General features: G+C 45.5%; 27 protein-coding genes. 8 read left to right on the forward strand and 19 right to left on the reverse strand.

What is annotated here, in order from left to right:
• The 10 genes from rpsQ to rplC form a co-directional block, all read right to left on the reverse strand.
• Positions 1–255 (reverse strand): 30S ribosomal protein S17, encoded by a 255-nt coding sequence (rpsQ, locus tag IRJ16_RS10285; protein WP_134335650.1) that lies wholly within the window; start codon positions 253–255, stop codon positions 1–3.
• Between the two features lie 14 nt (positions 256–269).
• Positions 270–479, reverse strand: a complete 210-nt coding sequence (rpmC, locus tag IRJ16_RS10290) for a 50S ribosomal protein L29 (protein WP_194111447.1) — start codon at positions 477–479, stop codon at positions 270–272.
• 129 nt (positions 480–608) lie between these two features.
• A complete protein-coding gene (gene rplP, locus IRJ16_RS10295) occupies positions 609–1,031 on the reverse strand; it encodes a 50S ribosomal protein L16 (protein WP_194111448.1) in 423 nt (140 codons plus the stop codon).
• A 160-nt stretch (positions 1,032–1,191) separates the two neighbouring features.
• Entirely contained in the window at positions 1,192–2,046 is an 855-nt protein-coding gene (gene rpsC / locus IRJ16_RS10300; RefSeq protein ID WP_194111449.1) for a 30S ribosomal protein S3, read from the reverse strand.
• 6 nt (positions 2,047–2,052) lie between these two features.
• A complete protein-coding gene (rplV, locus tag IRJ16_RS10305; protein WP_194111450.1) occupies positions 2,053–2,481 on the reverse strand; it encodes a 50S ribosomal protein L22 in 429 nt (142 codons plus the stop codon).
• A gap of 3 nt (positions 2,482–2,484) precedes the next feature.
• Entirely contained in the window at positions 2,485–2,751 is a 267-nt protein-coding gene (gene rpsS, locus IRJ16_RS10310) for a 30S ribosomal protein S19 (RefSeq protein ID WP_095703461.1), read from the reverse strand.
• Positions 2,751–3,578 (reverse strand): 50S ribosomal protein L2, encoded by an 828-nt coding sequence (gene rplB / locus IRJ16_RS10315; protein ID WP_194111451.1) that lies wholly within the window; start codon positions 3,576–3,578, stop codon positions 2,751–2,753. The genes rpsS and rplB overlap by 1 nt, the downstream gene beginning before the upstream one ends.
• 8 nt (positions 3,579–3,586) lie before the next feature.
• The gene (gene rplW, locus IRJ16_RS10320) at positions 3,587–3,877 is read right to left on the reverse strand and encodes a 50S ribosomal protein L23 (protein WP_194111452.1); all 291 of its coding nucleotides are present in this window, start codon (positions 3,875–3,877) and stop codon (positions 3,587–3,589) included.
• 2 nt (positions 3,878–3,879) lie between these two features.
• Positions 3,880–4,512, reverse strand: coding sequence for a 50S ribosomal protein L4 (rplD, locus tag IRJ16_RS10325; RefSeq protein ID WP_194111453.1), 633 nt, complete (start codon positions 4,510–4,512; stop codon positions 3,880–3,882).
• 1 nt (position 4,513) lies between these two features.
• The gene (rplC, locus tag IRJ16_RS10330) at positions 4,514–5,131 is read right to left on the reverse strand and encodes a 50S ribosomal protein L3 (RefSeq protein ID WP_194111665.1); all 618 of its coding nucleotides are present in this window, start codon (positions 5,129–5,131) and stop codon (positions 4,514–4,516) included.
• Positions 5,132–5,588: 457 nt separating this feature from the next.
• On the opposite strand from rplC, the gene IRJ16_RS10335 reads away from it, so the two are divergent.
• The gene (locus tag IRJ16_RS10335; RefSeq protein ID WP_194111454.1) at positions 5,589–7,103 is read left to right on the forward strand and encodes a TlpA family protein disulfide reductase; all 1,515 of its coding nucleotides are present in this window, start codon (positions 5,589–5,591) and stop codon (positions 7,101–7,103) included.
• A 1-nt stretch (position 7,104) separates the two neighbouring features.
• On the opposite strand, the gene IRJ16_RS10340 is transcribed toward IRJ16_RS10335, so the two are convergent.
• The 9 genes from IRJ16_RS10340 to IRJ16_RS10380 form a co-directional block, all read right to left on the reverse strand.
• Positions 7,105–8,007 (reverse strand): glycosyltransferase, encoded by a 903-nt coding sequence (locus tag IRJ16_RS10340; RefSeq protein WP_194111455.1) that lies wholly within the window; start codon positions 8,005–8,007, stop codon positions 7,105–7,107.
• Between the two features lie 177 nt (positions 8,008–8,184).
• Complete coding sequence (locus tag IRJ16_RS10345) at positions 8,185–8,958, reverse strand: class I SAM-dependent methyltransferase (RefSeq protein ID WP_228080009.1); 774 nt, start codon at positions 8,956–8,958, stop codon at positions 8,185–8,187.
• A gap of 4 nt (positions 8,959–8,962) precedes the next feature.
• The gene (locus IRJ16_RS10350) at positions 8,963–9,610 is read right to left on the reverse strand and encodes a class I SAM-dependent methyltransferase (RefSeq protein WP_194111456.1); all 648 of its coding nucleotides are present in this window, start codon (positions 9,608–9,610) and stop codon (positions 8,963–8,965) included.
• A complete protein-coding gene (locus tag IRJ16_RS10355; protein ID WP_194111457.1) occupies positions 9,607–10,923 on the reverse strand; it encodes a flippase in 1,317 nt (438 codons plus the stop codon). The genes IRJ16_RS10350 and IRJ16_RS10355 overlap by 4 nt, the downstream gene beginning before the upstream one ends.
• Positions 10,924–11,121: 198 nt before the next feature.
• Positions 11,122–12,933, reverse strand: coding sequence for a translational GTPase TypA (gene typA / locus IRJ16_RS10360; protein WP_194111458.1), 1,812 nt, complete (start codon positions 12,931–12,933; stop codon positions 11,122–11,124).
• A 94-nt stretch (positions 12,934–13,027) separates the two neighbouring features.
• On the reverse strand, positions 13,028–13,324 hold the full coding sequence (locus IRJ16_RS10365) for a type II toxin-antitoxin system VapC family toxin (protein WP_228080011.1): 297 nt from the start codon (positions 13,322–13,324) through the stop codon (positions 13,028–13,030).
• Positions 13,325–13,417: 93 nt separating this feature from the next.
• Positions 13,418–13,636, reverse strand: a complete 219-nt coding sequence (locus tag IRJ16_RS10370) for a DUF2281 domain-containing protein (RefSeq protein ID WP_194111459.1) — start codon at positions 13,634–13,636, stop codon at positions 13,418–13,420.
• A gap of 185 nt (positions 13,637–13,821) precedes the next feature.
• The gene (locus IRJ16_RS10375) at positions 13,822–14,412 is read right to left on the reverse strand and encodes a hypothetical protein (protein ID WP_194111460.1); all 591 of its coding nucleotides are present in this window, start codon (positions 14,410–14,412) and stop codon (positions 13,822–13,824) included.
• A 296-nt stretch (positions 14,413–14,708) separates the two neighbouring features.
• Entirely contained in the window at positions 14,709–15,521 is an 813-nt protein-coding gene (locus IRJ16_RS10380) for an alpha/beta hydrolase (protein WP_194111461.1), read from the reverse strand.
• Between the two features lie 216 nt (positions 15,522–15,737).
• On the opposite strand from IRJ16_RS10380, the gene IRJ16_RS10385 reads away from it, so the two are divergent.
• From IRJ16_RS10385 to IRJ16_RS10415, 7 genes are all read left to right on the forward strand, one after another.
• A complete protein-coding gene (locus IRJ16_RS10385) occupies positions 15,738–16,445 on the forward strand; it encodes an esterase family protein (RefSeq protein WP_194111462.1) in 708 nt (235 codons plus the stop codon).
• A gap of 162 nt (positions 16,446–16,607) precedes the next feature.
• Positions 16,608–17,762: an ATP-grasp domain-containing protein gene (locus IRJ16_RS10390; RefSeq protein ID WP_194111463.1), complete on the forward strand. Its 1,155-nt coding sequence runs from the start codon at positions 16,608–16,610 to the stop codon at positions 17,760–17,762.
• Between the two features lie 144 nt (positions 17,763–17,906).
• Entirely contained in the window at positions 17,907–19,004 is a 1,098-nt protein-coding gene (locus IRJ16_RS10395) for a carboxylate-amine ligase (RefSeq protein ID WP_194111464.1), read from the forward strand.
• 2 nt (positions 19,005–19,006) lie between these two features.
• Complete coding sequence (locus IRJ16_RS10400; RefSeq protein WP_194111465.1) at positions 19,007–19,855, forward strand: type 1 glutamine amidotransferase; 849 nt, start codon at positions 19,007–19,009, stop codon at positions 19,853–19,855.
• Positions 19,856–19,966: 111 nt separating this feature from the next.
• A complete protein-coding gene (locus IRJ16_RS10405) occupies positions 19,967–21,160 on the forward strand; it encodes a hypothetical protein (protein ID WP_194111466.1) in 1,194 nt (397 codons plus the stop codon).
• Between the two features lie 77 nt (positions 21,161–21,237).
• Positions 21,238–21,396, forward strand: coding sequence for a FeoB-associated Cys-rich membrane protein (locus IRJ16_RS10410; protein ID WP_194111467.1), 159 nt, complete (start codon positions 21,238–21,240; stop codon positions 21,394–21,396).
• A gap of 64 nt (positions 21,397–21,460) precedes the next feature.
• Complete coding sequence (locus IRJ16_RS10415; protein WP_194111468.1) at positions 21,461–24,829, forward strand: glycosyltransferase; 3,369 nt, start codon at positions 21,461–21,463, stop codon at positions 24,827–24,829.
• Positions 24,830–24,845 lie beyond the last annotated feature (16 nt).

Consider the following 24,845-nt stretch of genomic DNA (forward strand, 5'->3'; position numbering starts at 1 on the left):
TTATTTAGCCCTCTCTAAAATTTGTACTAACCTCCAGTTCTTACTCTTGCTCAAAGGGCGAGTTTCCATGATCAACACGGTATCACCAATACCGCAGGTATTAGCTTCGTCATGAGCCATAAATTTGGTAGTCTTCTTAACGAATTTACCATAGATAGGGTGCTTCACCTTACGTTCAACGGCCACAACGATAGATTTTTCCATCTTGTTGCTTACTACCAGGCCGGTACGGGTTTTTCTTAAATTTCTTTCCATTTCCTGCTTGATGATTATGCTTCAGCTACTACTGCTGCCGCTTTACGTTTGGTTAATTCTGTAGTTAAACGGGCGATATCCTTACGTATCTTAGTGATACGGCTTGGATTTTCGATAGCTGAGACCGCGTGAGCGAATTTCAACTTGGTAAGGTTTTTCTTTTCCTCGCCTACCCGGGCTGTCAACTCTTCAGTTGATAACGCAGCAATTTCTGAGTACTTCATTTTACTTTGTTTGTTAAGTTGCAAGTTGGGTATGTAAGAATTACCTCACAACTATACAACTTACAGGGTTTGATATTACACTGCAGGTATTCATCCTATGATGTTTACCACCTACAGCAACCATTATTTTTAAGCTTCGGCGTAGTCGTTACGAACGATGAACCTTGTTTGTACCGGCAATTTTTGGGCTGCCAAACGTAGTGCTTCTTTAGCAACTTCCAGTGGTACACCTTCGGCTTCGAAGATGATCCTACCCGGGCGTACAACTGCTACCCAGTATTCTGGGGCACCTTTACCTTTACCCATACGTACCTCTGCTGGTTTTTTAGTAACCGGCTTGTCAGGGAATATCCTGATCCACACCTGGCCTTCACGTTTCATGAAACGTGTTACAGCGATACGTGCAGACTCGATCTGACGGCTGGTGATCCAAGCCGCTTCGAGTGATTTTATACCGAATGAACCGAAAGACAATTCAGTACCGCGAGAGGCATTACCCTTCATACGGCCTTTTTGCATCTTCCTGAACTTGGTTCTTTTTGGCTGTAGCATTTTATTTTTAAGATTTGAGATCTGAGGTGTGAGATATGAGACCGAAGCCTCACATCTCAACTCTCATATATCTTTGTTAAACGATCCTATTCTTTACTCGATGTCTGGTGATGTGATCCATATCCCATATCTCACATCTAACATCTCATATTTAAGTTAATTATCTCCTGCCACCTTGGCCGCCACCACGGTTTCCACCGCCTTGGCCACCACGATTGCCACCTTGACCTGGGCCACCACGACGGTCGCCACCTGGGCCACCACGGCGGTCACCACCTTGACGACGATCGCCACCGCGCTCGTTACGGTCGCCAAAACCACCACCCTCTGGGCGGCCGCCTTTAGCGCTTGCGCTGCTTGCTGCACCAATGTTAGGTGACAGATCACGTTTGCCGTAAACCTCGCCTTTGCAGATCCAAACTTTAACACCTATTTTACCATAAGTAGTTAAAGCTTCGGCCAAAGCGTAGTCGATATCAGCACGGAAAGTGTGCAATGGGATACGTCCTTCTTTGTATTGCTCGGTACGTGCCATCTCAGCGCCACCTAAACGGCCTGATGTCATAATCTTGATACCTTCGGCACCCATTCTCATGGTCGACGCGATGGTAGTTTTCATTGCACGACGGAAAGAGATACGCGCCTCTAATTGCTTAGCAACGCTCTCTGCAACTAATTGTGCATCAAGCTCAGGGCGTTTGATCTCGAAGATGTTAATTTGAACGTCTTTTTTGGTCAGTTTCTTTAACTCTTCTTTGATCTTATCAACCTCCTGGCCGCCTTTACCGATAACGATACCCGGGCGGGCAGTGTGGATAGTGATAGTGATACGTTTTAAAGTACGCTCGATAACTACTTTAGATACACCACCTTTTGCGATACGTGCAGCGATGTACTTGCGGATCTTTTCGTCTTCAACTAATTTGTCGGCATAATGATTTCCACCGAACCAGTTAGAATCCCATCCTCTGATGATACCTAACCTATTTCCTATTGGATGTGCTTTTTGTCCCATTTCAAATTAATTGTTAACGTTTTTACTATCCACCACTAAAGTAATGTGGTTAGAGCGTTTACGGATACGGTATCCACGGCCTTGTGGGGCCGGGCGTAACCTTTTTAACTGACGGCCACCGCCTACACTAATTTCTTTAACAAATAAGCCACTCTCGTCGGCACGTTTGCCTTCGTTCTTAGCTTCCCAGTTATTGATAGCCGAGAACAGCAGTTTCTCAACGCGGATAGCGGCTTCTTTGTTAGTGAATTTAAGGATGCTTAATGCAGCAAATACCTCTTTACCGCGGATCAGATCAACCACTAAGCGCATTTTACGCGGAGAGGTTGGGCAGTCATTCAACTTGGCAACCGCAGCGCCGCCTTGAATGGCTTTTGCTTCGTCTTTTTGCTGTCTTACCAGCACAGACTTTTTAATTTTTGTTGTTGCTTCCATTGCTTATTTTTTCTTTTCTGCGTGACCACGGAAAGTACGGGTTGGTGCAAATTCACCTAACTTATGACCTACCATGTTCTCGGTTACGTAAACAGGGATAAATTTATTGCCGTTGTGCACAGCAAATGTGTGACCCACGAAATCAGGAGAGATCATGGAACGGCGTGACCATGTTTTCACAACCGATTTTTTATTTGATTCATTCAGGACAAGTACTTTTTTATCCAGGTTATGATCAATATAAGGTCCTTTTTTAATTGAACGAGCCATTATTTCTTCCTTCTTTCAATGATGTAACGATCTGATGCTTTTTTCTTGTCGCGGGTTTTGTAGCCTTTAGCTAATAAACCTTTACGAGAGCGTGGGTGACCACCTGATGCACGGCCCTCGCCACCACCCATAGGGTGATCTACCGGGTTCATCGCAACACCACGTACTCTTGGGCGACGGCCTAACCAACGTTTACGGCCTGCTTTACCCAATACTTCATTGGCTTTTTCAGCATTAGAAACTGTACCGATCGTAGCCAAGCAAGTTGACAAGATCATACGGGTCTCACCTGAAGGTAATTTAATAACTGCGTATTTACCATCACGTGCAGCAAGCTGAGCGTAAGTACCTGCCGAGCGGGCAATTACACCACCTTGACCCGGGTTCAACTCGATGTTGTAGATCAAAGAACCCAAAGGGATGCTTTTTAATGGTAAAGTATTTCCGATCTCAGGAGCAACTGCATCACCAGATATTACGGTCATGCCTACTGTTAATCCTGCCGGAGCGATCATGTATCTTTTTTCACCATCTACAAAGTGTAGCAATGCGATACGGGCCGAACGGTTCGGGTCATACTCAATAGTTGCAACCTTTGCAGGGATGTCAAATTTGTTACGTTTAAAATCAATTAAACGATATGCTTGTTTGTGACCACCACCTAAGTAGCGCATGGTCATTTTACCACTGTGGTTACGACCACCTGACCTGGTGTTTACATTTACCACCAACGACTTTTCAGGAACGTTGGTTGTAACGTCAGAATAATCGGCACCTACTCTAAAGCGGGTACCCGGGGTAACTGGTTTAAATCTTTTAACTGCCATTTCCCTGATTATAAAGTGTTATAAAAATCAATTGACTCACCGTCTTTTAACGTTATCACTGCTTTTTTGTAAGTAGCGATACGGCCGGTCACAACACCAGCTTTAGTAGAACGGCTTTTTAATTTACCGGCGTATTTCATTGTATTTACGGCAACTACAGTTACACCATACATTTCTTCTACAGCGGCTTTAATTTGTATCTTATTAGCTCTGTGATCAACTTTGAAAACAAAGCGGTTAAGTTTCTCAGTTAACTGAGCTACTTTTTCTGTAAGTAAGGGCTTCTTTAAAATTTCCATAATTACTTAGCGAAAGCTTCCTCCAAAGTTTTAACAGCACCTGTAGTTAACAGTAATTTGCCGGCGTTCAACACATCATAAGTGTTCAATTGCTCAACAGAAATTACCTTAGTTTTCTTCAGGTTACGGCTTGATAAATACACATTGTTATTTTCGGCACCGGCAATTACTAATAACGTTTTGTCGTTAGTAACGTTCAGATCTGCCTGCAGCTTAACATAACTCTTAGTTTTGATGGTATCAAAGCTGAAATCCTCAATAACTAAGATGTTGTTATCCTGAGCTTTGTAAGTTAAAGCTGACCTACGGGCCAATGATTTTAACTTCTTGTTCAGTTTAAAGCTGTAATCGCGAGGCTGAGGACCGAAAACACGGCCACCACCATTGAACAATGGCGATTTAACACTACCTGCACGGGCACCGCCTGTACCTTTTTGTTTGTATAGTTTACGAGTTGAACCAGCTATCTCGTTACGCTGTTTAGCTTTGTGAGTACCTTGACGTTGGTTAGCTAAAAATTGCTTAACATCAAGATAGATAGCGTGATCATTCGGCTCTATAGCGAAGATCGATTCAGGAAGCTGCACCTTGGCACCTGTTTCTTTACCTGAAACATTTAATACTTTAACTTCCATCTTATTTATCCACTATAACAAATGAACCTTTAGCTCCTGGGATAGAGCCCTTAACTACTAACAGGTTTTGCTCAGCGAAGATCTTCACTACCTCAAGGTTTTGAACCTTTACACGTACATTACCTGTTTGACCGGCCATGCGCATGCCTTTGAATACGCGTGATGGCCATGATGAAGCACCCAATGAACCTGGTGCACGTAAACGGTTGTGCTGACCGTGAGTTTGCATACCCACACCGCCGAAACCGTGACGTTTTACAACACCTTGAAAACCTTTACCTTTTGAAGTACCCGCAACGTCAACAAAATCACCCACGGCGAAGATATCAACAGCAACAGTGTCGCCTAATGATTTTTCGTCCTCGAATGATTTGAATTCAACCAGCTTACGTTTTGGCGTAGTGCCGGCTTTTGCGAAATGGCCTTTTAAAGGTGCGGTAGTGTTTTTTTCCTTTTTTTCATCGTATGCAAGCTGAACAGCTGCATAACCGTCTGTTTCTACAGACTTAACGTGAGTAACCACGCAAGGCCCAGCCTCGATCACAGTACAAGGAATGTTCTTCCCTGTCTCGTCGAAGATGCTGGTCATACCTACTTTTTTACCAATTAATCCTGACATTTTCTTTTTTTTGTTTGCGTCCATCGAAGCAGTAGGGCTTCGTTCAAGACAATTTATCCCGCTTTAAGGGACGGCAAAGATAGCAACTTTGAATTAACTCTCAAATAGTTATGCAATAATTTTTTCATAAATATTTGCGGCGCGATCCTGCTGATCCATTGCAAGTTAGGTAGGCACCGGGCGGGTGGTAAAAGCGGGGCTTAGTGTATGCGCTCAAAGGTGCGTTTTGGACGGCGCGAAAAGTGAAAAGAGGGCGAAAAGATCTTAAAGAATTGGAATATGAAATGCACTTAGATCAAGACATCGGCCATCCTATTCGATCGTGATACACATCCGGAGGTTCCATTTACACATCTCCATTTGACCGGAATAAATTATTGTAGTATTTTGGTAGTATCAAATCAGTTATAGCATGCCACAACAAGACCGACCTATTAAAAGCGTCACTATATTTACCATGAAAAAACTGACCCTTATCCTATCCATCATCCTTGCGCCTTTCGCCTTGATCGCTCAGCAAAAAGCCAAACCACTGCCGCTGATCATTAAAGGCAAACTTACTAACTGCCCGGAGAGTAAACTTGTGATCTATTTTAGGGATAAAAACGAACTGATCTTGTCTGACACGATCAAGGTGGATAAGGAGGGCAATTTTTACTTAAAAACTTACAAGGTAACCGGTCCGCAAAAGACTCGCATCGTACAGAACAATATCCAGATCAACGATCTTTATGTAGCGCCGGGATATCAACTTAATATTACAGCGGATGCACCCAATACGTTAACGCTGATCACCACCATTAAGATCACCGGGCATGGCGCGCAAAGTAACAAGTATGATATCAAGTTTGATTCTGTGAATTTTGCCAGGAAGAACTTTACCGAAGTTTACAAATTAAATGAAGCAGAGCTTATCGCGTATATTAAACAACGGAAAAAGCTAAGAGATTCACTATTAAAGGTAGTATTTGGCGCGCCAAACGCGCCGAAACAGCTTTCCATCAACCGGGCCGGCATAATAGATCTAACAAACAATACACTCGCTCAAGCGGATAAATACCTTTTCCACTTTGGTAAAATGATCACTTATGATAATGCATTCTCTGATCTGAGTCTCTTACTGCAATACGTGCAGTTGAACAACCTGGATCGAGAAAGTTCGATGAATCTGATCCGTAACAACGTTGATCAGGATATATGGACAAATATGTTCAGACCTGAATACTTCATTTCAAAAGAATACAAAGACATTATGACCTCCCGATACCTGAGTTTCCTTACCCGAATGGACAGGTTGAGGGATACCACGTTAAAAACACGTAAAAATTACGGCTTAGAAAAAGTGCGCGACACTTACAAAGGACCGATAAAAGAGTTCACCTTTTATAACCTGATAGATGACAAGACCTATTTTGCAAAGTCATTAGATGAGTTGAGCACCTTAGTCGAAGATACCAAACCATTTGTTGCAAGCATAAGTAATGATCAACTGAAAAAAGCTATCACCAAAAATTTTGCCGACAAAGAAACCGACCTAATGAAGACCCAGATCGGTAAACCGGCCCCTAATTTTACTGCGATATCAAATTTAGGTAAGCCCTACAAGATAGCTGATTTTAAAGGCAAAGTTGTTTATATCGACTTGTGGGCCAGCTGGTGTGGCCCCTGCCGTGCCGAAACACCAGCCTTCAGAAGCCTTTATACCAAGTACAAAGATGATGACCGGATAGCCTTCATTAGCATAGCGGTAAGCGATGGCATTAACGAATGGAAAAAAGCTATTAAAGAAGATAAACCCGAGTGGCTGCAATTGCTGGACAAAGACGGCAAAGTATACAAAAGCTATGCGGCCAATTTTATACCCAAGTTTATTGTAGTAGACAAGCAAGGCAACATCGTCAGCTTTGACGCTTCGCGCCCAAGCGATGGCAAGCAGACGGAGGATATGTTGCTGGCAGAAATGGCGAAGTAGCTTAGCGCCTCGCCCGCTGCTTAACAAACCGTACCACCCTTTGCCATAATGTACCCTTACGGTGTTTCAGAAATTTCCAGATGGCGTGGTAGGCCGTAGCATCCTCCGCTATCACATCCGGGAACTGCTTTACAGGCTTCTGGGCTACTTGCACGCTGTACATGTGCTCGTTATTAGAATGTGTGCCCGAGCCATCGTTACCGATATTGTGGACCAGTGAGTGCGAGGGGTTAAGCGTCAACCCGCCTTTTAGGAATATCGAGGCGTACCAGCGGATAGCCCAGGAGTTATTTTTGCCCGCTTTGAAACCCTGGATCTGCTTCCAAAAGTTCATCGTATGCTGGATGGAGAACGCACTTATCTTTTCTTTATTAAACTGGGCTAAGAGCAGGTCAACATCCGGCTCAAAGTTTTTCCAGGCACGTGCCCAAGTGGCCCAGCCCCAGCTGGTGGCGGCACGCCAAAAGAAGGTCTCGGGGAGGGTACGGTCTTTCAGATCGTACATATAGGCGCCGATGTGCATTACCTTTTCTTCGTCGGCGTAACGGGTCAGTGCCTCGTTAAAGTATTCTAAGGTGTATGGTGACGACAGCAGGTCATCCTCAAAAACGATGGCTGTGCCGTATTCGGCTACTAATTGGGTAACGCCGTCGATAATAGAAGCAGCCAATCCCATATTTTGCTTACGCTCAATAACCTTTACCAACTTAAATCCAGTTACATTTTTGATCACCTCGCGCACTTCGTCCACCTTATCCTCATCGGCAGAGGTTTTGGCCGCATCCGAAAAAATGTATAGCCGCGACTCATCGGCCAAAACATTTTTTTGCAGGTAGGTCAGCGTCCGGCGGGTATGGTCCGGGCGATTGTATACGAATAGGGCTATGGGGGCAAGTTTTTGCATTGGTTATGCAGAACTGTTAATACGTTTCTTTTCACTGAACGGGTGTCATGCTGAGCCCGTCGAAGCATGGTGTGAGGGGCCTCTCGAATATGCAAGTGGCGAACTTGCATAGTGGTAAGCCTCCCCGCGCACCCTTCGACAAGCTCAGGATGACACCCCATTATGGTTTGATGACTGTTAAAACACCCCTAACTGCTCATCCGACCTTTTGCAAAGTACAGTATAAGCATTGGCCAATTCTTCGCGTTTCTTTTTACCCATCACGCCTACTATGAAGTTCTTTACCGCGTATTCGGCACCGATCTTAAAGTCGGTCACCAAACTTTTGGCTTTCTTTTGGTTGATGTAAGTGTTGAACTTAGTTACCTCCGGTTCTATCATCGAGGTAAGGTCGGTCACCACTTCAAAGCCTTCGGTACGCAATAAATATCTTAGCGATGTTGGGGTATAAACGTTAATGTGTCCGTAGGCAAGGAAATGCTTGATACGGGTATCCACGTTAGCCTTGTAGTCTCGCGGCACTTCTATCACGAACATCTTGGCCACGCGTTTTAACTCGCGTAGTAAAAGGCGCTCATGCTCCACATGCTCTAACACGTGCGACAGGATGATCAGATCAAAGCTATCATCGGCAAAAGGTAAACGGTAACCATCAAACTCCTGCGCCGAACGCAGGTTGGTGATCCCGGCCTTTTTGATCATCTCTACACCACTATCTGATATCTCGACAGCATCGTAGCTGGGGGCGAAGTTCTGCTCTGATAATAGCTTTAAGATACTGCCATCGCCTGCGCCAACTTCCAGTACGGTTTTAAATTGTTGGCCTTTACATACATCAATGATGTGCTGGGCCTTATATTTTGCGCCAAGCATTCGCCAGGCCACATCATGTTTTTGGTAAAATTCGTCGTACGCGGTCTTTACGTCCGCGCTCACCATCTTTTCTTCCATCCGCTTATATCCCTAAACAATTATCAGCCCTGTAAAATACCGAGGTAGCTTTAGGGTAAAATAACCCCGGCGATATCCCTGAAAAAGGCAATTGTTTAAATCCTCTATCTTTTAAAAAGTTTACCCCTTCGCTATAAAAATCGCGTTCCGAATCGTCAAGCACTACCACACCACTTGGCGTTAGTGCATCAACGGCTTGCTTGCAGCAGTTCACGCGGTCGCGGCCATCTACTATAATGATATCGTATTTCTCGCCACGGGTAACAGGGACACGGCAGTAATCACCGTCGGTCTTTAGTTCAGTAAATACCAGCTCTGAGTTGGCGGCCTTACCGTCCTGTATCTTATCGAACCAGGCTCTATCATGCTCTACCGATACTACTCTACCCGCATACTTGGCGTAAAAGTGCGTAGAGTTACCCGAGCCAAATTCAAATACCGAATGCTCTTTGGTGAGGCGTTCTTTAATAAAGTCGATGAATGAGTAGGTCACCCAGGGGATAGGACTGCCATATTTATCTACCGGCGATCTGCTCTCGGCCGATGCGAACCAACCGATCTCTTTCAGATAGCCTTTTTTATTGAATGACAATATCGAACGCAACCTGGCCGGTCGCGCTAATAACTCTAATATGGTGGAAAAGTTGCTCAACGTTTGGTGATCTTTTGAAAAAGTGAAATTAGGAATAATGACCTTAACATCATAATGCCTTGCTTATTTACTTTGGGGATGAACAGGATGAAGAAGGTAGCACTGGCGTATGCTGCCAATGTTGCGTATGCCGCCCCCATCATGCCCATTTTTGGTATGAGTATTAAATTGAGGCCGATATTGACCAAGGCACCAAAGCCCGTCCTCACAAAGGTCAGTTTGTTGTAACCTTCGGCAATTAGATACTGACTGCTTGCTGCCCCCAAATACACAAATATACCCGACCAGATATGCACGGCTAAAGTTGGCGCGGCGTGGGCGTATTGTGTTTTGTATAACATGTACACTATCGGCGCAGCAAATGTGATGCAGATCGCTATAGGCAGGCTGATGTAAACCATCAGGTCGTACAAGTTCTGTATCCTTTTTTTATAGCGCTCGGGGTCGTCGCGCTTGGCGTTCAATATAGCCGGGAACAATGAGGTTACAATAATAGAAGGAATGAAGTTCCAGGCCTCGCTTAAATTGGCAGCTGTAGAGTAAGCACCGGCTTCGGCAGGGCCACAAATGTTTTGCAGCATGATCTGGTCTATCTTCATATACAGCACCACCATGATGCCCGATATGATCAGCGGCCACGAATGATGGAGCAGCTTTTTGCCAAGCGACCAATTGAACGCCCAATTAAAAACGCTCCTACCCTCGCGCTGATAAGTAAAATAGTAACCGGCCGATATCAGCACAAAATCGAACGTGAACGCGTACACAAAAGCTACGCGGTGCGCGTGCAAATAGATCAGCGCCAGTTTAATAATGGCCGATATGATATTTCCCGTCACCTGCACCTGCATAATGTATTTAGACCTAACCTGCGACTGAAAATAAGAGTCGACCACGGTAAATGCCTGAATGACGCCTATCGCCGAAAAGATCAAAACGTATTTATAGGGTGTACCCTCGGGCGGGTAAAGTTGGTAAGCTATCCAAATGAGTGGGAAGCAAGCAAACCCTGCACAGATCTTCATCCAAAAAGATGTGCCCAGTATCTGATCCCGATTCTCGGGAAATTGATGAAGCTCTTTTACAATGAACTGGTCTAAGCCTAAGGAGGCAATAGCCGAGAACAGATAAATAAAAACAGTACCGCCGTAAACAATACCATTATTCTCGGGCAGCAGATAGTTAGCCACCTGTATGCTCACCAGCATCTTGATAAGCAAACCACCTACCTTGCCGATAAATAACCACCCCGTATTCTTAAAATACTTCTCGAGTGCCTGCTGATCAAAACCGGGGATACTGGGTATGCGCATATTATTTAACGGGGCCAAGATAAGAGAAAAGAGTCAAGAGTATAGAGTCAGGGATCAAGAGAAAAAAAGGAAGGATAGAGTCAAGAATATAGATTCAAGAATCAAGACCATACGATAGCCAGCTCTATAAACAAAAAAAGTCAGGAGCAAAACTTCTGTCTTGCATCCTGACTCTATATTCTTGACTCTCCTACCTAATTACTGGCTGGTGAATTTTTTAGCGTTGATCTTACGCTCGCCCTCGTTAAGATAGATCTTACGGATACGGATGCTTTGCGGCGTAACCTCAATGTACTCATCAGCCTGGATGTACTCCATAGATTCCTCTAACGAGAACTTGATAGCCGGAGCGATACGCACGTTGGTATCGCTACCTGATGCACGCATGTTGGTTAACTGCTTGCCTTTGGTTAAGTTTATAACCAAATCGTTATCGCGGATGTGCTCGCCTAAAACCTGACCTTCGTAGATATCAACTCCCGGATCGATGTGGAAACGACCACGATCTTGTAGTTTATCAATAGCGAAAGCAGTGGTTTTACCGGTATCCATAGATACCAATACACCGTTTGCACGACCAGGGATAGTGCCTTTCCAAGGCTCGTATGCTTTAAAGCGGTGAGCCATGATAGCCTCGCCACCGGTAGCGGTCAGTACGTTGTTACGTAAGCCGATGATACCACGTGCAGGGATCTCGAATTCTAAGTGTTGCAGGTCGCCTTTAGGCTCCATTACCAACAGGTCGCCTTTACGTTGTGTTACCAATTCAATTACCTTACCGGCAACATCACCAGGAACGTCAACGGTTAGAACCTCGATAGGCTCGCATTTAACGCCGTCAATAACTTTAACGATAACTTGCGGTTGACCTACCTGTAACTCGTAACCTTCGCGACGCATGGTCTCGATCAGTACAGACAAGTGAAGGATACCACGACCGTAAACTAAGTACGAATCCGGCGATTCGGTCTCCACAACCTTCAGTGCCAGGTTTTTCTCCATCTCTTTGTACAAACGATCACGTAAGTGACGTGAGGTTACAAATTTACCCTCTTTACCAAAGAAAGGTGAAGTGTTGATGGTGAACAACATGTTCATGGTAGGCTCGTCGATATGGATAACCGCTAATTGCTCAGGGTTCTCAAAATCGGCAATGGTATCGCCAATATCAAAACCATCGATACCTACAACAGCGCAAATATCGCCGGCCGATACCGAGGTAGCTTTAACTTTACCCAATCCTTCAAAAGTGTAAAGCTCTTTAATACGTGATTTTTGGATCGAACCATCGCGTTTAACCAAAGATACCGGTTGGTTCTCTTTGATAGTACCACGGGCAACACGACCGATAGCGATACGACCAACGAAAGATGAGTAATCTAACGATGTGATCTGCATTTGCAGCGTACCCTCATTGATAGGTGCCGGTGGGATGTTCTCCAAAATAGCATCCATCAACGGGAAGATATCCGTAGTTGGTACTTTATAATCGGTGCTCATCCAACCTTGTTTAGACGAACCGTAAATAACCGGGAAATCCAGCTGATCTTCAGTAGCCTCTAAGTTGAAGAACAATTCAAAGATCTGCTCGTAAACCTCTTCAGGGCGGCAGTTCTCTTTATCGACTTTGTTTACAACCACAATTGGTTTCAAACCTAAAGCCAAAGCTTTTTGCGTTACGAAACGTGTTTGTGGCATGGCGCCCTCAAATGCATCACACAAAAGCAACACACCATCAGCCATTTTCAATACACGCTCAACCTCGCCGCCAAAGTCGGCGTGACCAGGGGTATCAATGATGTTGATCTTAACATCTTTATACATTACCGAAACGTTCTTTGATACGATGGTGATACCACGTTCACGTTCCAGGTCGTTATTATCCAAAATCAACTCACCAGTTTCCTGGCCGTCGCGGAAAATTGCACAACTGTGCAAGATCTTGTCAACCAAAGTAGTTTTGCCGTGGTCAACGTGAGCGATGATCGCTATGTTTCTAATTTTTTGCATTGAAATGCGCCTCTTAAATTTTGCGCAAAGATACGGTTAATATCTTAGAATAAAAAGTATTAACGCAAAGGTAATGTAGGGAAGGGATTAAGATTTACCAGATCAGGTTAACTCCGTATGCAGGAAAAGCACCATCTGTAGACACCAAGTTTAAATTTTCGGTGATCGCTTGAGCGATCATCATGCGATCAAATGGATCATCATGATGCCTTGGCAAATGCAATAGAGTATTCAGATGACTGAAGTCTACTGGCAATATTTCTATCTTGCTTACTTCTAAAAAGTAGTAGAGCTCGCCTAACGAGACATCAAAGCCAGGCTTTTTCTTGGTTAACTTTATCGTGATCTCCCATAGCGATGCAATGCTGATAAAATCTTTCGTTCTCAGCATTAGCAATGATCTCGGCGGCTTTCTTTGATAACCTCTTGTCATCTTCAGTAAACCAAATAAGCGAATGCGTATCGAGCAGTACTCTCATTCGGATCACATGTAAGGCTTCATTTCGGGTAAAGGCTCATCAAAGTCATCGGGTAACTCACCAAAAATACCCTTACCACCCCCTAAACCGGGTTTAATGTGCGGATACATTTTTGCCTTCTCCTCCAAATTTTTTGAAAGCAGAAAGGCCGTAAAATCCTTCACTTCCTTTTGCTTATCAGCAGGAAGCTTCTCGATCATTTCTATCAATTCGATGGTACTCATGATATGCTAATATACAAAATATCGTACAATTATAATGCCTTTTTTAAAAGCAAAGACACTGCTACTATCAACGTTTCTTCCTGCTATCCACTACAACTCCTCGCCTGTCCTGATGCTCACTCCCGCCGCGCGCTTCGGGGTTTCCGTTACTATCAGGTTTGGGGTGAGCGGTTGTGTATAGACGATCAAATATCATCGTCATCTGCTATAGCGTTTTTATTGACATCATAAAAAAGATTCCAAACATTGCTGTAATACCAGCCGTGCACTCCATTGATCCAATGATATCTAAACATCTTTATTAAATTCTGAGGATCTTGACGAAAGTCTACAAACTGTACTCTTATAATTCGGGTTCCCTTTTTTGTCACGTAACCCAAATACTGTCGATCGTAGTAAGCGTAGTTCTTCTGCAAATTAAAGCAGGCCAACCTTCCAAAAGCCGAACCACCTTTTGAATTAGATAACAATTCGCAATACTTCGATAGAAACTCTTTAGAAATTTTACTGATCAAAGTACTATCAGGCATAAAGAAGTCCATTTCTTTAAAGTCCGTTGCATTTTCGAACATTTCTCGACCGAACGAAGCAGGAAAGATAACGCAAGTCGCACCCTCAAAGCTGATGACCTTTACTCCAGGACCAACGCTATCCGTTGAACTTATCGACTGTCTTTGTTCAATAATAAAAGGTTGCTTTCTTTTAACCGAACAGCTACTACCACAGCATGTAAAAACAATTAAAATAAGTCCTAATACTAACGCATATCTTTTCATCTTAAACAAGATGCAACTCAGGCCAAGATCCCACATGAGAAAATTAAACATTTTTATTTCCCAATAACCTTAAGCATGGCTATAGCCCGAGTGGCCGGAGTTATGTTCGCGCCCATAACTCCAAGTTAAGCAATATCATCAAGGACCCGGTTAATGCTTTTTTATGTTAACACACATCAATCGACTTTATATAAATAATTGACAATCAATTATTTGTATAAAGTCACCGTTAAAAATGTTAACCTTTGTAAACTTTCGCTAAAGTTAAATCCTGATACGCTCAATAAAAGCGCAGCCTACTTCCCAAAAACCTTCACCAAAAACTTAGGCATCGCTTTAGCCCAGGTGGCCGGGTTATGTTCGCCGCCAACCATTTCTACGTAGGTGATGTCATCGCGGGTGTAGCCTTTGGCTTGGAGTTCTTTGATCAGGTCAGTGGTGTCATCGATCGCGTCGATAATGCCGTTGCCGTTACGGTCTGATGTCTCGTCTTTGGTACCTGTTTGGAACCAGAATTTCAAGTTGGGTTTGCCTTTTGTTTCGCGGATAACGCGGTGCATAATGCGATCGGCCTCGGTATAGCCTTTGCCAATGTCCTTGCTCCTCCACCATAGCGAGCCGGAGAATACGCCTGCTACGTCAAAAATCTCCGGATTATTCCAGGCGATATCTAAAGCTGATAATCCACCTAATGAAAAACCTGCAAAGCCGACCGTCTCAAATGTATCGCTATCAAGCTGTTTTTTAATTTGTGGCAAAAGCTCTTTGATGATGAAGGCGGTGTAGAGATCGGCTTTAGCGCCGCGCTTTTTAAAATCGGGGTTACCAGCTACGCCGTATTCCTGTATGCGGTCATCGCCACAGTTAATGGCCACCACAGCCGTTGGCTTTAGGCGGTTGGCATCATAAAGTTCTTGCAACGTTTGCTTTAAGTTCAAAGCTTCTGCATCCTGCCCATCGTTCATCAACAGCAGGTTCACCGGCCCTCCGTTAAGGTCGCCTTCGGGCAAAAATATCGTATAAGTAACCTCGCGACCGAGGTTGGTTGAAGCAATAATATAGGTGGTTTGGGTAACGTCCATCTCTAATTCAGGCCAGCACAAATTCATCTCAATAGTATTAATATTCGCTATCAGGGGTACAGCTTGCCCAAGGGTTATCAGCAAGCAAATTATATATCTTACGTATTTGATAGCGCAAATAGTTTTAAAGGGCACAAAAATAAGTTTTATCTGTTTAAACACCGAGAGATGAAACCTTTAATTTACATACGGTTGTCATTTTGACTTAAAGATATTATCTTACCATCATAAACACATCACCTATTGAAAGAACAATATCACCGTTGGTATTCGCACAACCTGGGCACAGACCTGGAGATGCTGGTTTTTGGCGACCGCGGTTACCCGCTTATCCTGTTCCCGACCACAAAAGGCCGCTATTATCAAAACAAGGATGAAGGCCTGATCGAGAGCGCCCGCTGGTTCATTGAACAAGGCCTGGTAAAGATCTATTGCCCGGACAGTATAGATCACCTCACCTGGTACAATAAAGACGTCCACCCGGCAGCCCGTGCCTACAATCACCAATGGTACGATCGCATGCTGAACGAGGAATTAGCTCCTTGGGCCATGCACGAGACCGGCGTAGGTAAAGTAGCCGTGGCAGGTTGCAGTTTTGGTGGATATCAAGCAGGCAACTTCGCTTTTAAGCATCCGGATAAGGTGAGCAATTTGTTCAGCATGAGTGGCGCATTCGACATTAAACAATTTACCGACGGCTTTTATAACGACGATATTTTTTATAACAACCCGGTAGATTATATGCCCGGCGCGAATGACCCTAACCTTTGGCAGATGAATATCATCCTGGGCACGTCGGAGTGGGATATCTGCAAGGGTTATAATATCATTATGTCAAACATTTTAAAGGCCAAGAACATTAACCATTGGCTCGACATCCGCCCTCAGGCTAAGCACGATTGGCCGGTTTGGCGACAGATGTTCCCGCATTATCTGAGCACTATAAAATAAAAACAAGAGTATAGAGTCAAGAATCAAGACATGATATCATCTGATCATTAAAAAGAATGATCGAATTATTGAAGCACCGAATTAATAGCACCTTAGCGCTAAGGTAAAATGCAAAGCTTTATTTGCAATTAAACAGACATCACTCCAAAGAAATAACACACTATGAAAAAAATTGGCATCCTTTTCGGACAAGAGAATTCATTCCCGCAAGCATTTGTCGACCGGGTGAATCAAAAGACAGGGGGCAAAGACATCATTGCCGAATTTGTCCGCATTGATAAAGTACTACAGGCCGAGTCGCTGGGCTATTCGGTGATCATCGACCGTATCTCCCAGGACGTTCCGTTCTATCGTGCGGCCTTGAAGAACGCCGCCATGTGCGGAACTGCCGTCATCAACAATCCATTTTGGTGGAGCGCGGATGAAAAATTTTTTAATAACGCCTTAGCGGTGAAGATCGGTGTACCGGTACCAAAAACCGTGATCTTACCATCTAAAGAATTGCCGGATGATACTACTGAAAAGTCGTTCCGTAACTTGGCTTACCCGCTGGATTGGGAAGGTATTTTCAGTTACGTGGGTTTCCCGGCCTATATGAAACCGTTTGACGGTGGGGGCTGGAAAGAAGTGTACCAGATCAACAGTCTTGATGACCTGTGGGACAAATACAACCAGACCAAGCAATACGTAATGATGCTGCAGGAAGAGATCATTTTTGAGGATTACTTCCGTTGCTATTGCATTGGCGGCAAACACGTACGCATAATGCAGTACGAGCCACGCAATCCGCACCACCTGCGTTACGAGCACGGTAAACCACCGGCATCAAAAGAGCTTTTAGATACCATTACCGAGTACGTATTAAAGCTGAACCAATATTTAGGTTACGATTTTAATACCGTAGAGTTTGCGGTACGCGATGGGATTCCTTATGCGATAGATTTCTGCAACCCTGCCCCTGATGCTGAAGTGACCAGCGTAGGTCAGGAGAACTTTGAGTGGGTAGTGGAGACTGCCGCCGAATACGCCATCGAACGTGCCAAAGCACAGAAAGATGGTGCCGACAACCTTACATGGGGCGAATTTGTCAAGACCGGCGCAGCAGGCAAACCGCTGATCGCGTCTGCAAAAGCGGTCAAAGCCGCTGATGTTAGCGTTGGTACCTTAGAACAACCAGTAGTTACAGAGAAAAAGGTTGCTAAAGCTAAAGCGCCGGCCACTAAGAAAGCGCCGGCGAAAAAAGCTGCCGAAGCGAAAGAGACAGTAAAAAAAGAGCCGATTAAGAAGGCGGCAGCTCCAAAAGCACCGAAGAAATAAAAAAAACCAACGTCATGCGAGGGACAAAGCAATCCTCGGAAGGAAGAACCGCTTTGCCGAGGATCGCTTCGTCGCTGATAGAAGCTCCTCGCGATGACGTACTGGATTGAAAGAAAGAGAGAGAGAAGAAAACCCGAACCAATTATGAACGAATTTACCTTAGGCGTTGAAGAAGAATTTATGGTGGTAGACCCGGTGACCCGGGAGCTAACATCGCACGATCAAAAGATCGTTGAGGCCGCGCAAAAGATCCACGAGGATCAGGTGAAAGCCGAAATGCACCAGGCCGTTGTGGAGGTGGGCACCCACATTTGCCGCAATACCGATGAGGCACATAAAGAAGTATCCAAACTTCGGCTTACGGTGGCGCAATTGGCAGGAGATATCGGTCTGCGTATTGGCGCAGCGGGTACGCACCCGTTCTCGCATTGGCAGCACCAGCTGATCACCGATCACCCAAGGTATTTTGACATTGTGGACGAGTTGCAGGAGGCCGCCCGTAGTAATCTCATCTTCGGTCTGCATGTGCATGTGGGCATACAATCGCGCGAGATGGCGATACATATCGCTAATCAGGTGCGTTACTTTTTGCCGCACGTGTATGCGCTGAGCACCAACTCGCCGTTTTGGGAAGGTCGTAATACTGGCTATAAATCTTTCCGCACTAAGGTTTTTGATAAGTTCCCGCGGACGGGCATCCCCGACTTTTTCAACAGCATCGAGGATTACGATAATTACGTCAAGCTGCTGGTAAAGACCAATTGTATCGATAATGCTAAAAAGATCTGGTGGGATATCCGGGTGCATCCGTTCTTCGAGACCATCGAGTTCCGCATTTGCGATTGCCCGATGTTGGTGGAGGAAACGATGGCATTCACGGCCTTGTTCCAGGCGCTTTGTGCTAAGTTGTACAAACTGCGTCAGCAGAATATGAGCTTTATCACCTATAACCGTGCCCTGATCAACGAGAACAAATGGCGTGCGGCCCGCTATGGTATAGATGGTAAGATGATCGACTTTGGTAAAGAGATGGAGGTAAACACCCGCGCCCTGATCATGGAGCTATTGGACTTTGTGGATGACGTGGTTGATGATCTGGGTAGCCGTCACCACTTAAATTATGTGTTAAAGATCTTAGAACATGGCACCGGGGCCGACAGACAGCTGGCCGTTTACCAGCAAAATAATAACTTTGCAGATGTGGTAGATTTTATCACCTCGCAAACATTGAAGGGATTATAAAAATGACGCAAGAAGCGCCGATCAAAGTAGCAATTTTAGACCTCTATGCCGGCATGGCCAACCAGGGCATGCGGGGTTTCAAAGATATATTAAAGCGATATCGGGAAAAACATGGCCTTGACTTGGAATATAAGGTCTATGATACCCGTGGAGCAAATGAATTGCCGGACACCAGCTACGATATCTACATCTGCAGCGGTGGCCCCGGCGATCCGTTAAGCAGCGAGGCCGAAGATTGGGATATCAACTTTATGAAGTTGGTTGGCGACTTAGAAGCTCACAATGCCTCTGACGCGACGGATAAAAAACACGTATTCTTTGTTTGCCATTCGTTCCAAATGATGTGCCGCAGGTACAAATTGGGACTGATCAATAAACGCCGTTCGCCATCGTTCGGGATATTGCCGGTACACTTGACCGACGCGGGCAAACACGAGCCTGTGCTGCAAGATCTGTCCGACCCGTTCTATACCGTTGATTCGCGTAGTTGGCAAGTGATCCATGCTGATGAAAAACGCTTCACTGAGTTGGGCATGCAATTGCTGATCATTGAGAAAGAACGCCCTTATGTTGACCTGCCCCGTGCTATGATGGCCATCCGCTTTAGCGACTATTTCATCGGCACACAATTTCACCCCGAGGCCGACGCCATGGGTATGAAATATCATTTAGAGCAGGATGAGCGTAAGAATGAAGTAATAGCCGAGCACGGCAAAGACAAATACAATGACATGATCGAACGGTTAGAAGATCCCGACAAGATCATGCATACCCAAAACACGCTGATCCCTAATTTTTTGGATCAGGCGGTGAAGAATATTGCGAAAGGCGAAATGCCAATTGCGAAATGAACCTAATCCCAACGTCATTGCGAGGAACGAAGCAACCGCACACCCAAAGAGCCGCTTTGCTTATTCGCGGTTGCTTCGTTCCTCGCAATGACAAAAACCCAATAGGTTAATATGGATCCATCAGCACGCGCAGCGTTCAACGCTAATTTTACCGATGAAAAATATCAGCAGTTCCTGACCGATATCAAGGCCGGAGTGGATCATCCTATCCATTTCAGGTTGGCAGAGACCCCAATATTTATTTCGGATGATTTCTATGCCAAGCTGCAACAAGCAGGCGCTGATGTGATCGGTACCATTCTTCAACCCGATTTTAAGGAGCTGACCGAACGCGCTATCCCCGACCAATGGCGGGTAGCTAAAGAGAACGGTCATGCCCACATGATCGCTTTAGATTTTGGTGTATGTAAGGATGATAACGGAGATCTGGTGCCAAAACTGATCGAGTTACAGGGCTTTCCTTCCCTGTATGGCTTCCAGTCTTATGCGAGCGAACATTACAAAAAAAGCTTCGACATCGCGGAGGAATGGACAGGGCACTTGAATGGCTTGGATGAAGTAAGCTATATCGAATTATTAAAAAAGACCATCATCGGTCCGCATCAGCCAGATGAAGTGGTATTGATGGACGTTAACGCCCCCGAACAAAAAACCTCCGTCGACTTTTATATCACCCAGCAATATCTTGGTATACCGGTGGTATCGTTAGAGGGTCTTGTGCAAAAAGGAGATCAGCTATATTACCCAGCCGATGGTCAGCTAAAGCCGATCAAACGCATCTACAACCGTTTGATATTTGACGAGATAGCCGGTGATCCCGATATCTTCAACAAAGCGGTCGACATCCGTAAGCCGCTGAATGTGGAATGGTTGCCGCATCCAAACTGGTTCTATCGTATCAGCAAGTTCACGATGCCTTTCTTTAAAGGCGATTTTGTGCCTAAAACCCAATTTCTACATCAGGTAAATCCTATCCCTGCCGATCTGGAAAGTTATGTACTGAAACCCTTGTTCTCTTTTGCCGGTCAGGGTGTGATCATTGATGTTAAGCCCGAAGATATCAGCGCTATCAAAGATCCCGAGAACTGGATACTGCAAGAGAAAGTGAATTACGAGCCTGCTATACAGTCGCCGGATGGTGGTGTGAAAGCAGAAATACGCTTGCTTTACTTATGGCCCGATGGTGACGCGGAGCCTACGTTGGCTATTACTTTGGCTCGTTTAAGTCGTGGTAAAATGATCGGGGTGCGGTATAATAAAGACTTTGATTGGGTGGGCGGTACGGTGGCTTTGGTTAGGAAATAACCCTCGCTCTGTCATTAGCCTATACTATTCACCAAAACTTCACGTATTATCTATTACATAATACTTAAATTTGTGACATGGTACAAGGAATTATCATAGCAGTTGTTTTTGCGTTAGCTGTGGCTTACATCGGCAGGATGTTCTACAAGCAGCTATTTACCAAAAAAAGCTGTGGCGGTAATTGCAAGTGCGAGGTCGACTTTTCTAACATCGGCCCGGGCAAAACTGTATCTTAGTGAACCATCTTCGTTGCTGACCGTTCTTAGGCAGCGCACGAACGCCTAAATTTATATTCCGTTAATGGCTGCAAAACAGGTTTTTCAAACTGATACCCCAAGCAGGTGGAACCGTTTTAAGTGGCTCAGCCGGGGGCTGCTGATCTTCCTGTTGCTGGGTATTGCCGCCGTTGTTATTACCATCCGTTCTACTCGTTACCCTACCTTGCCGAGCTTTGACCAGGCCCCCAAACGCTTGACCGTAAAAGAACTCGACCTGATCAAAAAGAGCCGCAAATACGGCGAATTCAAGGTCGATACCGAAGAACTGGCGAAGCTACGCCACCGCATGCACCTGCACCAGTTGCAGCACCCGAATAACAAAATGCGCATCAACTTCGGGTTCTATCGCGCGTGGGAACCACAGGCCTATACCTCGCTGTCCGATCATATCAACAAAATGGATGTCATCATTACCGAAGGCTTTTCCATTACCCCCAACCAAGATACTGTCACCGTCCGTTTGGATACCGGTTTGACCAACGTTAACCGCTGGCACAAAAAGCAGGTGTTGATGTCGTTGAGTAACTACATCAACATCGATAACGTTAGCGGCTACATGGACACCAAAACGGTGGAGCGTATTGTTAAGGATAAAAAAGCCCGCCAAAAGCTGATCAATGATATCGCGGCCAAGCTCACCAAATACAAATTCCGTGGCTTGAATATGGAGCTGGTGGATGTGCAACGAACCACTAAAGACTATCACGAGTTTGAGAAAGAACTTTACGAGACCCTCCACGCCCGGGGCTTTATGGTAACACAGAACGTAATGCCGAGCGATGACTCGTACGATCTGAAACACCTTCAAAAATACAACGACTTCCTGTTAGTATTTGCTACCGATCAGCATACCTATAATACCCTCCCCGGCGATATTGCCCATCAACGCTGGGTGGAGGAATTGTTAGATCACGTATGCGCCATTGTGCCCAGCAATAAAGTAGTGCTTGTATTAACGGCAGGCGGCTACGATTGGCCCGAGAATAGCGAGGGGGCATCCGTCGGTTACCAGCAGGCCATTAGCGTGGCGCAGGAAAATAAGTCGAAGGTCACGTTCGATAAAGGGTCGGCCAATTTGCATTATAAATACACCGCGCTAGATAGCAGCAAGCACACCGTTTATTTTATGGATGCTGCGGCCAACTTTAACATCATGCGCATGGCCGATGATTGGGGCGTTGGTGGTATTGCGCTATGGCGTTTAGGTTACGAGGATCCGCGTTTGTGGTCTTTCTTCTCTAAAAGTTTGGCGTTGGATTCCTTAAAACGTACCGGCATCGACGAAGAACATCTGACCCGCGTTGGCCTGAATAACCATATCGACTATACCGGCGACGGCGAGGTGTTAGATCTGATCACGCAGCCCGAAATGGGAGAGATCAGTATCAACATCGATAAAACCAACTTCACGGTCACCGATCAGGAATATAAAAAGCTACCTACCAAGTATGTGATCCGTAAGTACGGTTACAAAGCAAAAAAAGTAGTGCTGACCTTCGATGATGGTCCTGACCCGGCCTACACGCCGCGCATACTGGACATTTTAGAGAAAGAAAAAGTACCGGGGTCATTCTTCATTGTCGGGTCGATGGCCGAGAAGGCGATACCAATTGTTAAACGCATTTACGATTCGGGGTACGAGATAGGTAACCATACGTATTACCACCCCGATATCTCCACCATCAGCATGATGCGGGTAAAGCTGGAATTGAATGCTACGCGCAAGCTGATCGAATCTATTACGGGCAGGAGCACCATCCTTTTCCGCCCGCCATTTAATGCTGATGCCGAACCACGTACACTGGCCGAGGTCATCCCCGTGGCCGAAAGCCGAAAGCAGAACTACATCAACATTGGCGAATCTATCGACCCGCACGATTGGCAACCAGGCGTTACGGCCGACAGCATTGTAGCACGCACCATCCGCATGGCTAACGATGGCTCGATGATACTATTGCACGACGCCGGCGGTGATACACGCGAGGAGACCGTAAAAGCCCTCCCGCGCATTATCCATTACTTTAAAACCCACGGCTACCAGTTCACCACCATCGGCGATATTTTGGATAAGACCCGCGAAGAGCTGATGCCCGAGATCAAGGAAGATGCCGAAACCACTGTCACGGATCGGATCTATGATGCCTTTATCAACGGCTATTTTTATGGCGGATTTGTACTCAACTACATCTTCTACACGGCCATATTTTTGGCCGTCGGGCGGATCTTTTTGATCGGTGTGCTGGCTACCCGCCAATACTTTATCAACAAACGCGAAAAGCGTGACATGCCCAATGCTGCTACCCTGCCGCCGGTCAGTATCATCGTCCCCGGATATAATGAGGAGGTGACAGCCGTCAAGACCATCCTAAGCCTACTACAAACCGACTATCCATCATTCGAGGTCATTTTTGTGGATGACGGTTCTAAAGACAACACCTACCAAATGGTGACCGATGCTTACGGTGACCATTCATCGGTCAAGGTACTCACCAAACCCAACGGCGGCAAAGCATCAGCTCTGAATTTTGGCATCCAGCATTCGCAGTATGACCATGTGATCTGTATCGACGCGGATACCCAACTAAAGACCGATGCCGTTCATCACCTGATGCGTTACTTTACCGATGCCGAAATAGGTGCCGTTGCAGGTACGGTCAAAGTGGGTAACGCTCACAACCTGCTTACCAATTGGCAGGCGATCGAGTATATCACCGCACAAAATATGGACAGGCGGGCATTCGATCTGTTGAACAGCATTACCGTAGTCCCCGGCGCTATCGGGGCGTTTAAAAAGCAAGCCATTGCCGAGGCGGGCGGATTTACTACCGATACACTTGCCGAGGATTGCGACCTCACGATGCGCATCCTTAAACTGGGCTACATTGTCCGCAATTGTGACGATGCGATCGCTTATACAGAAGCACCTGAAACCTTGAGCGGGCTACTTAAACAACGTTTCCGCTGGAGTTTTGGGGTAATTCAGAGCTTTTGGAAAAACCGCGACGCGTTGTTCAATAAAAAATATAACTTCTTTGGCATGGTCGGCATGCCTAATATCTTGCTGTTCCAGATCATCCTGCCGCTGTTCTCGCCATTAGCAGATCTGATGATGCTGGTCGGTTTCCTTGGCGATAACCCTTATAAGATATTGTGGTTCTATCTGGCCTTTATCATTATCGACCTCATTGTATCTGCCCTGGCTTTCTGGATGGAGAAAGAACGGGACTATCACCGGTTGCTGTACATCATCCCGCAACGTTTCATTTGGCGCCAACTGATGTATTGGGTATTATTCAAATCGATCCGCAGGGCATTAAAAGGCGAATTGAGCGGTTGGGGAGTATTGAAACGTACGGGGAGTGTGAAAGTGATCGACGAAGCAGATCGGTAGGCTTTTGATATGGACC

Origin of the sequence: Mucilaginibacter myungsuensis, from assembly GCF_015222005.1 — a bacterium.
GTDB lineage: Bacteria > Bacteroidota > Bacteroidia > Sphingobacteriales > Sphingobacteriaceae > Mucilaginibacter > Mucilaginibacter myungsuensis.

Bases quoted from the DNA above. Each gene is read 5' to 3' on its own strand.
- IRJ16_RS10410 (WP_194111467.1), top strand. From the start codon at position 21,238: ATGGTACAAGGAATTATCATAGCAGTTGTTTTTGCGTTAGCTGTGGCT.
- IRJ16_RS10415 (WP_194111468.1), top strand. From the start codon at position 21,461: ATGGCTGCAAAACAGGTTTTTCAAACTGATACCCCAAGCAGGTGGAAC.
- rpsS (WP_095703461.1), bottom strand. From the start codon at position 2,751: ATGGCTCGTTCAATTAAAAAAGGACCTTATATTGATCATAACCTGGAT.
- IRJ16_RS10345 (WP_228080009.1), bottom strand. From the start codon at position 8,958: ATGGAAGAAAAGATGGTGAGCGCGGACGTAAAGACCGCGTACGACGAA.
- rpsC (WP_194111449.1), bottom strand. From the start codon at position 2,046: ATGGGACAAAAAGCACATCCAATAGGAAATAGGTTAGGTATCATCAGA.
- typA (WP_194111458.1), bottom strand. From the start codon at position 12,933: ATGCAAAAAATTAGAAACATAGCGATCATCGCTCACGTTGACCACGGC.
- IRJ16_RS10340 (WP_194111455.1), bottom strand. From the start codon at position 8,007: ATGCAAAAACTTGCCCCCATAGCCCTATTCGTATACAATCGCCCGGAC.
- IRJ16_RS10365 (WP_228080011.1), bottom strand. From the start codon at position 13,324: ATGCTGAGAACGAAAGATTTTATCAGCATTGCATCGCTATGGGAGATC.
- rplC (WP_194111665.1), bottom strand. From the start codon at position 5,131: ATGTCAGGATTAATTGGTAAAAAAGTAGGTATGACCAGCATCTTCGAC.
- rplW (WP_194111452.1), bottom strand. From the start codon at position 3,877: ATGGAAATTTTAAAGAAGCCCTTACTTACAGAAAAAGTAGCTCAGTTA.
- IRJ16_RS10335 (WP_194111454.1), top strand. From the start codon at position 5,589: ATGAAAAAACTGACCCTTATCCTATCCATCATCCTTGCGCCTTTCGCC.
- IRJ16_RS10380 (WP_194111461.1), bottom strand. From the start codon at position 15,521: ATGAATTTGTGCTGGCCTGAATTAGAGATGGACGTTACCCAAACCACC.
- IRJ16_RS10355 (WP_194111457.1), bottom strand. From the start codon at position 10,923: ATGCGCATACCCAGTATCCCCGGTTTTGATCAGCAGGCACTCGAGAAG.
- rplV (WP_194111450.1), bottom strand. From the start codon at position 2,481: ATGGAAGCAACAACAAAAATTAAAAAGTCTGTGCTGGTAAGACAGCAA.
- rplD (WP_194111453.1), bottom strand. From the start codon at position 4,512: ATGGAAGTTAAAGTATTAAATGTTTCAGGTAAAGAAACAGGTGCCAAG.
- IRJ16_RS10405 (WP_194111466.1), top strand. From the start codon at position 19,967: ATGGATCCATCAGCACGCGCAGCGTTCAACGCTAATTTTACCGATGAA.
- rpsQ (WP_134335650.1), bottom strand. From the start codon at position 255: ATGGAAAGAAATTTAAGAAAAACCCGTACCGGCCTGGTAGTAAGCAAC.
- IRJ16_RS10375 (WP_194111460.1), bottom strand. From the start codon at position 14,412: ATGAAAAGATATGCGTTAGTATTAGGACTTATTTTAATTGTTTTTACA.
- IRJ16_RS10395 (WP_194111464.1), top strand. From the start codon at position 17,907: ATGAACGAATTTACCTTAGGCGTTGAAGAAGAATTTATGGTGGTAGAC.
- rplP (WP_194111448.1), bottom strand. From the start codon at position 1,031: ATGCTACAGCCAAAAAGAACCAAGTTCAGGAAGATGCAAAAAGGCCGT.
- rpmC (WP_194111447.1), bottom strand. From the start codon at position 479: ATGAAGTACTCAGAAATTGCTGCGTTATCAACTGAAGAGTTGACAGCC.
- IRJ16_RS10390 (WP_194111463.1), top strand. From the start codon at position 16,608: ATGAAAAAAATTGGCATCCTTTTCGGACAAGAGAATTCATTCCCGCAA.
- IRJ16_RS10400 (WP_194111465.1), top strand. From the start codon at position 19,007: ATGACGCAAGAAGCGCCGATCAAAGTAGCAATTTTAGACCTCTATGCC.
- IRJ16_RS10370 (WP_194111459.1), bottom strand. From the start codon at position 13,636: ATGAGTACCATCGAATTGATAGAAATGATCGAGAAGCTTCCTGCTGAT.
- rplB (WP_194111451.1), bottom strand. From the start codon at position 3,578: ATGGCAGTTAAAAGATTTAAACCAGTTACCCCGGGTACCCGCTTTAGA.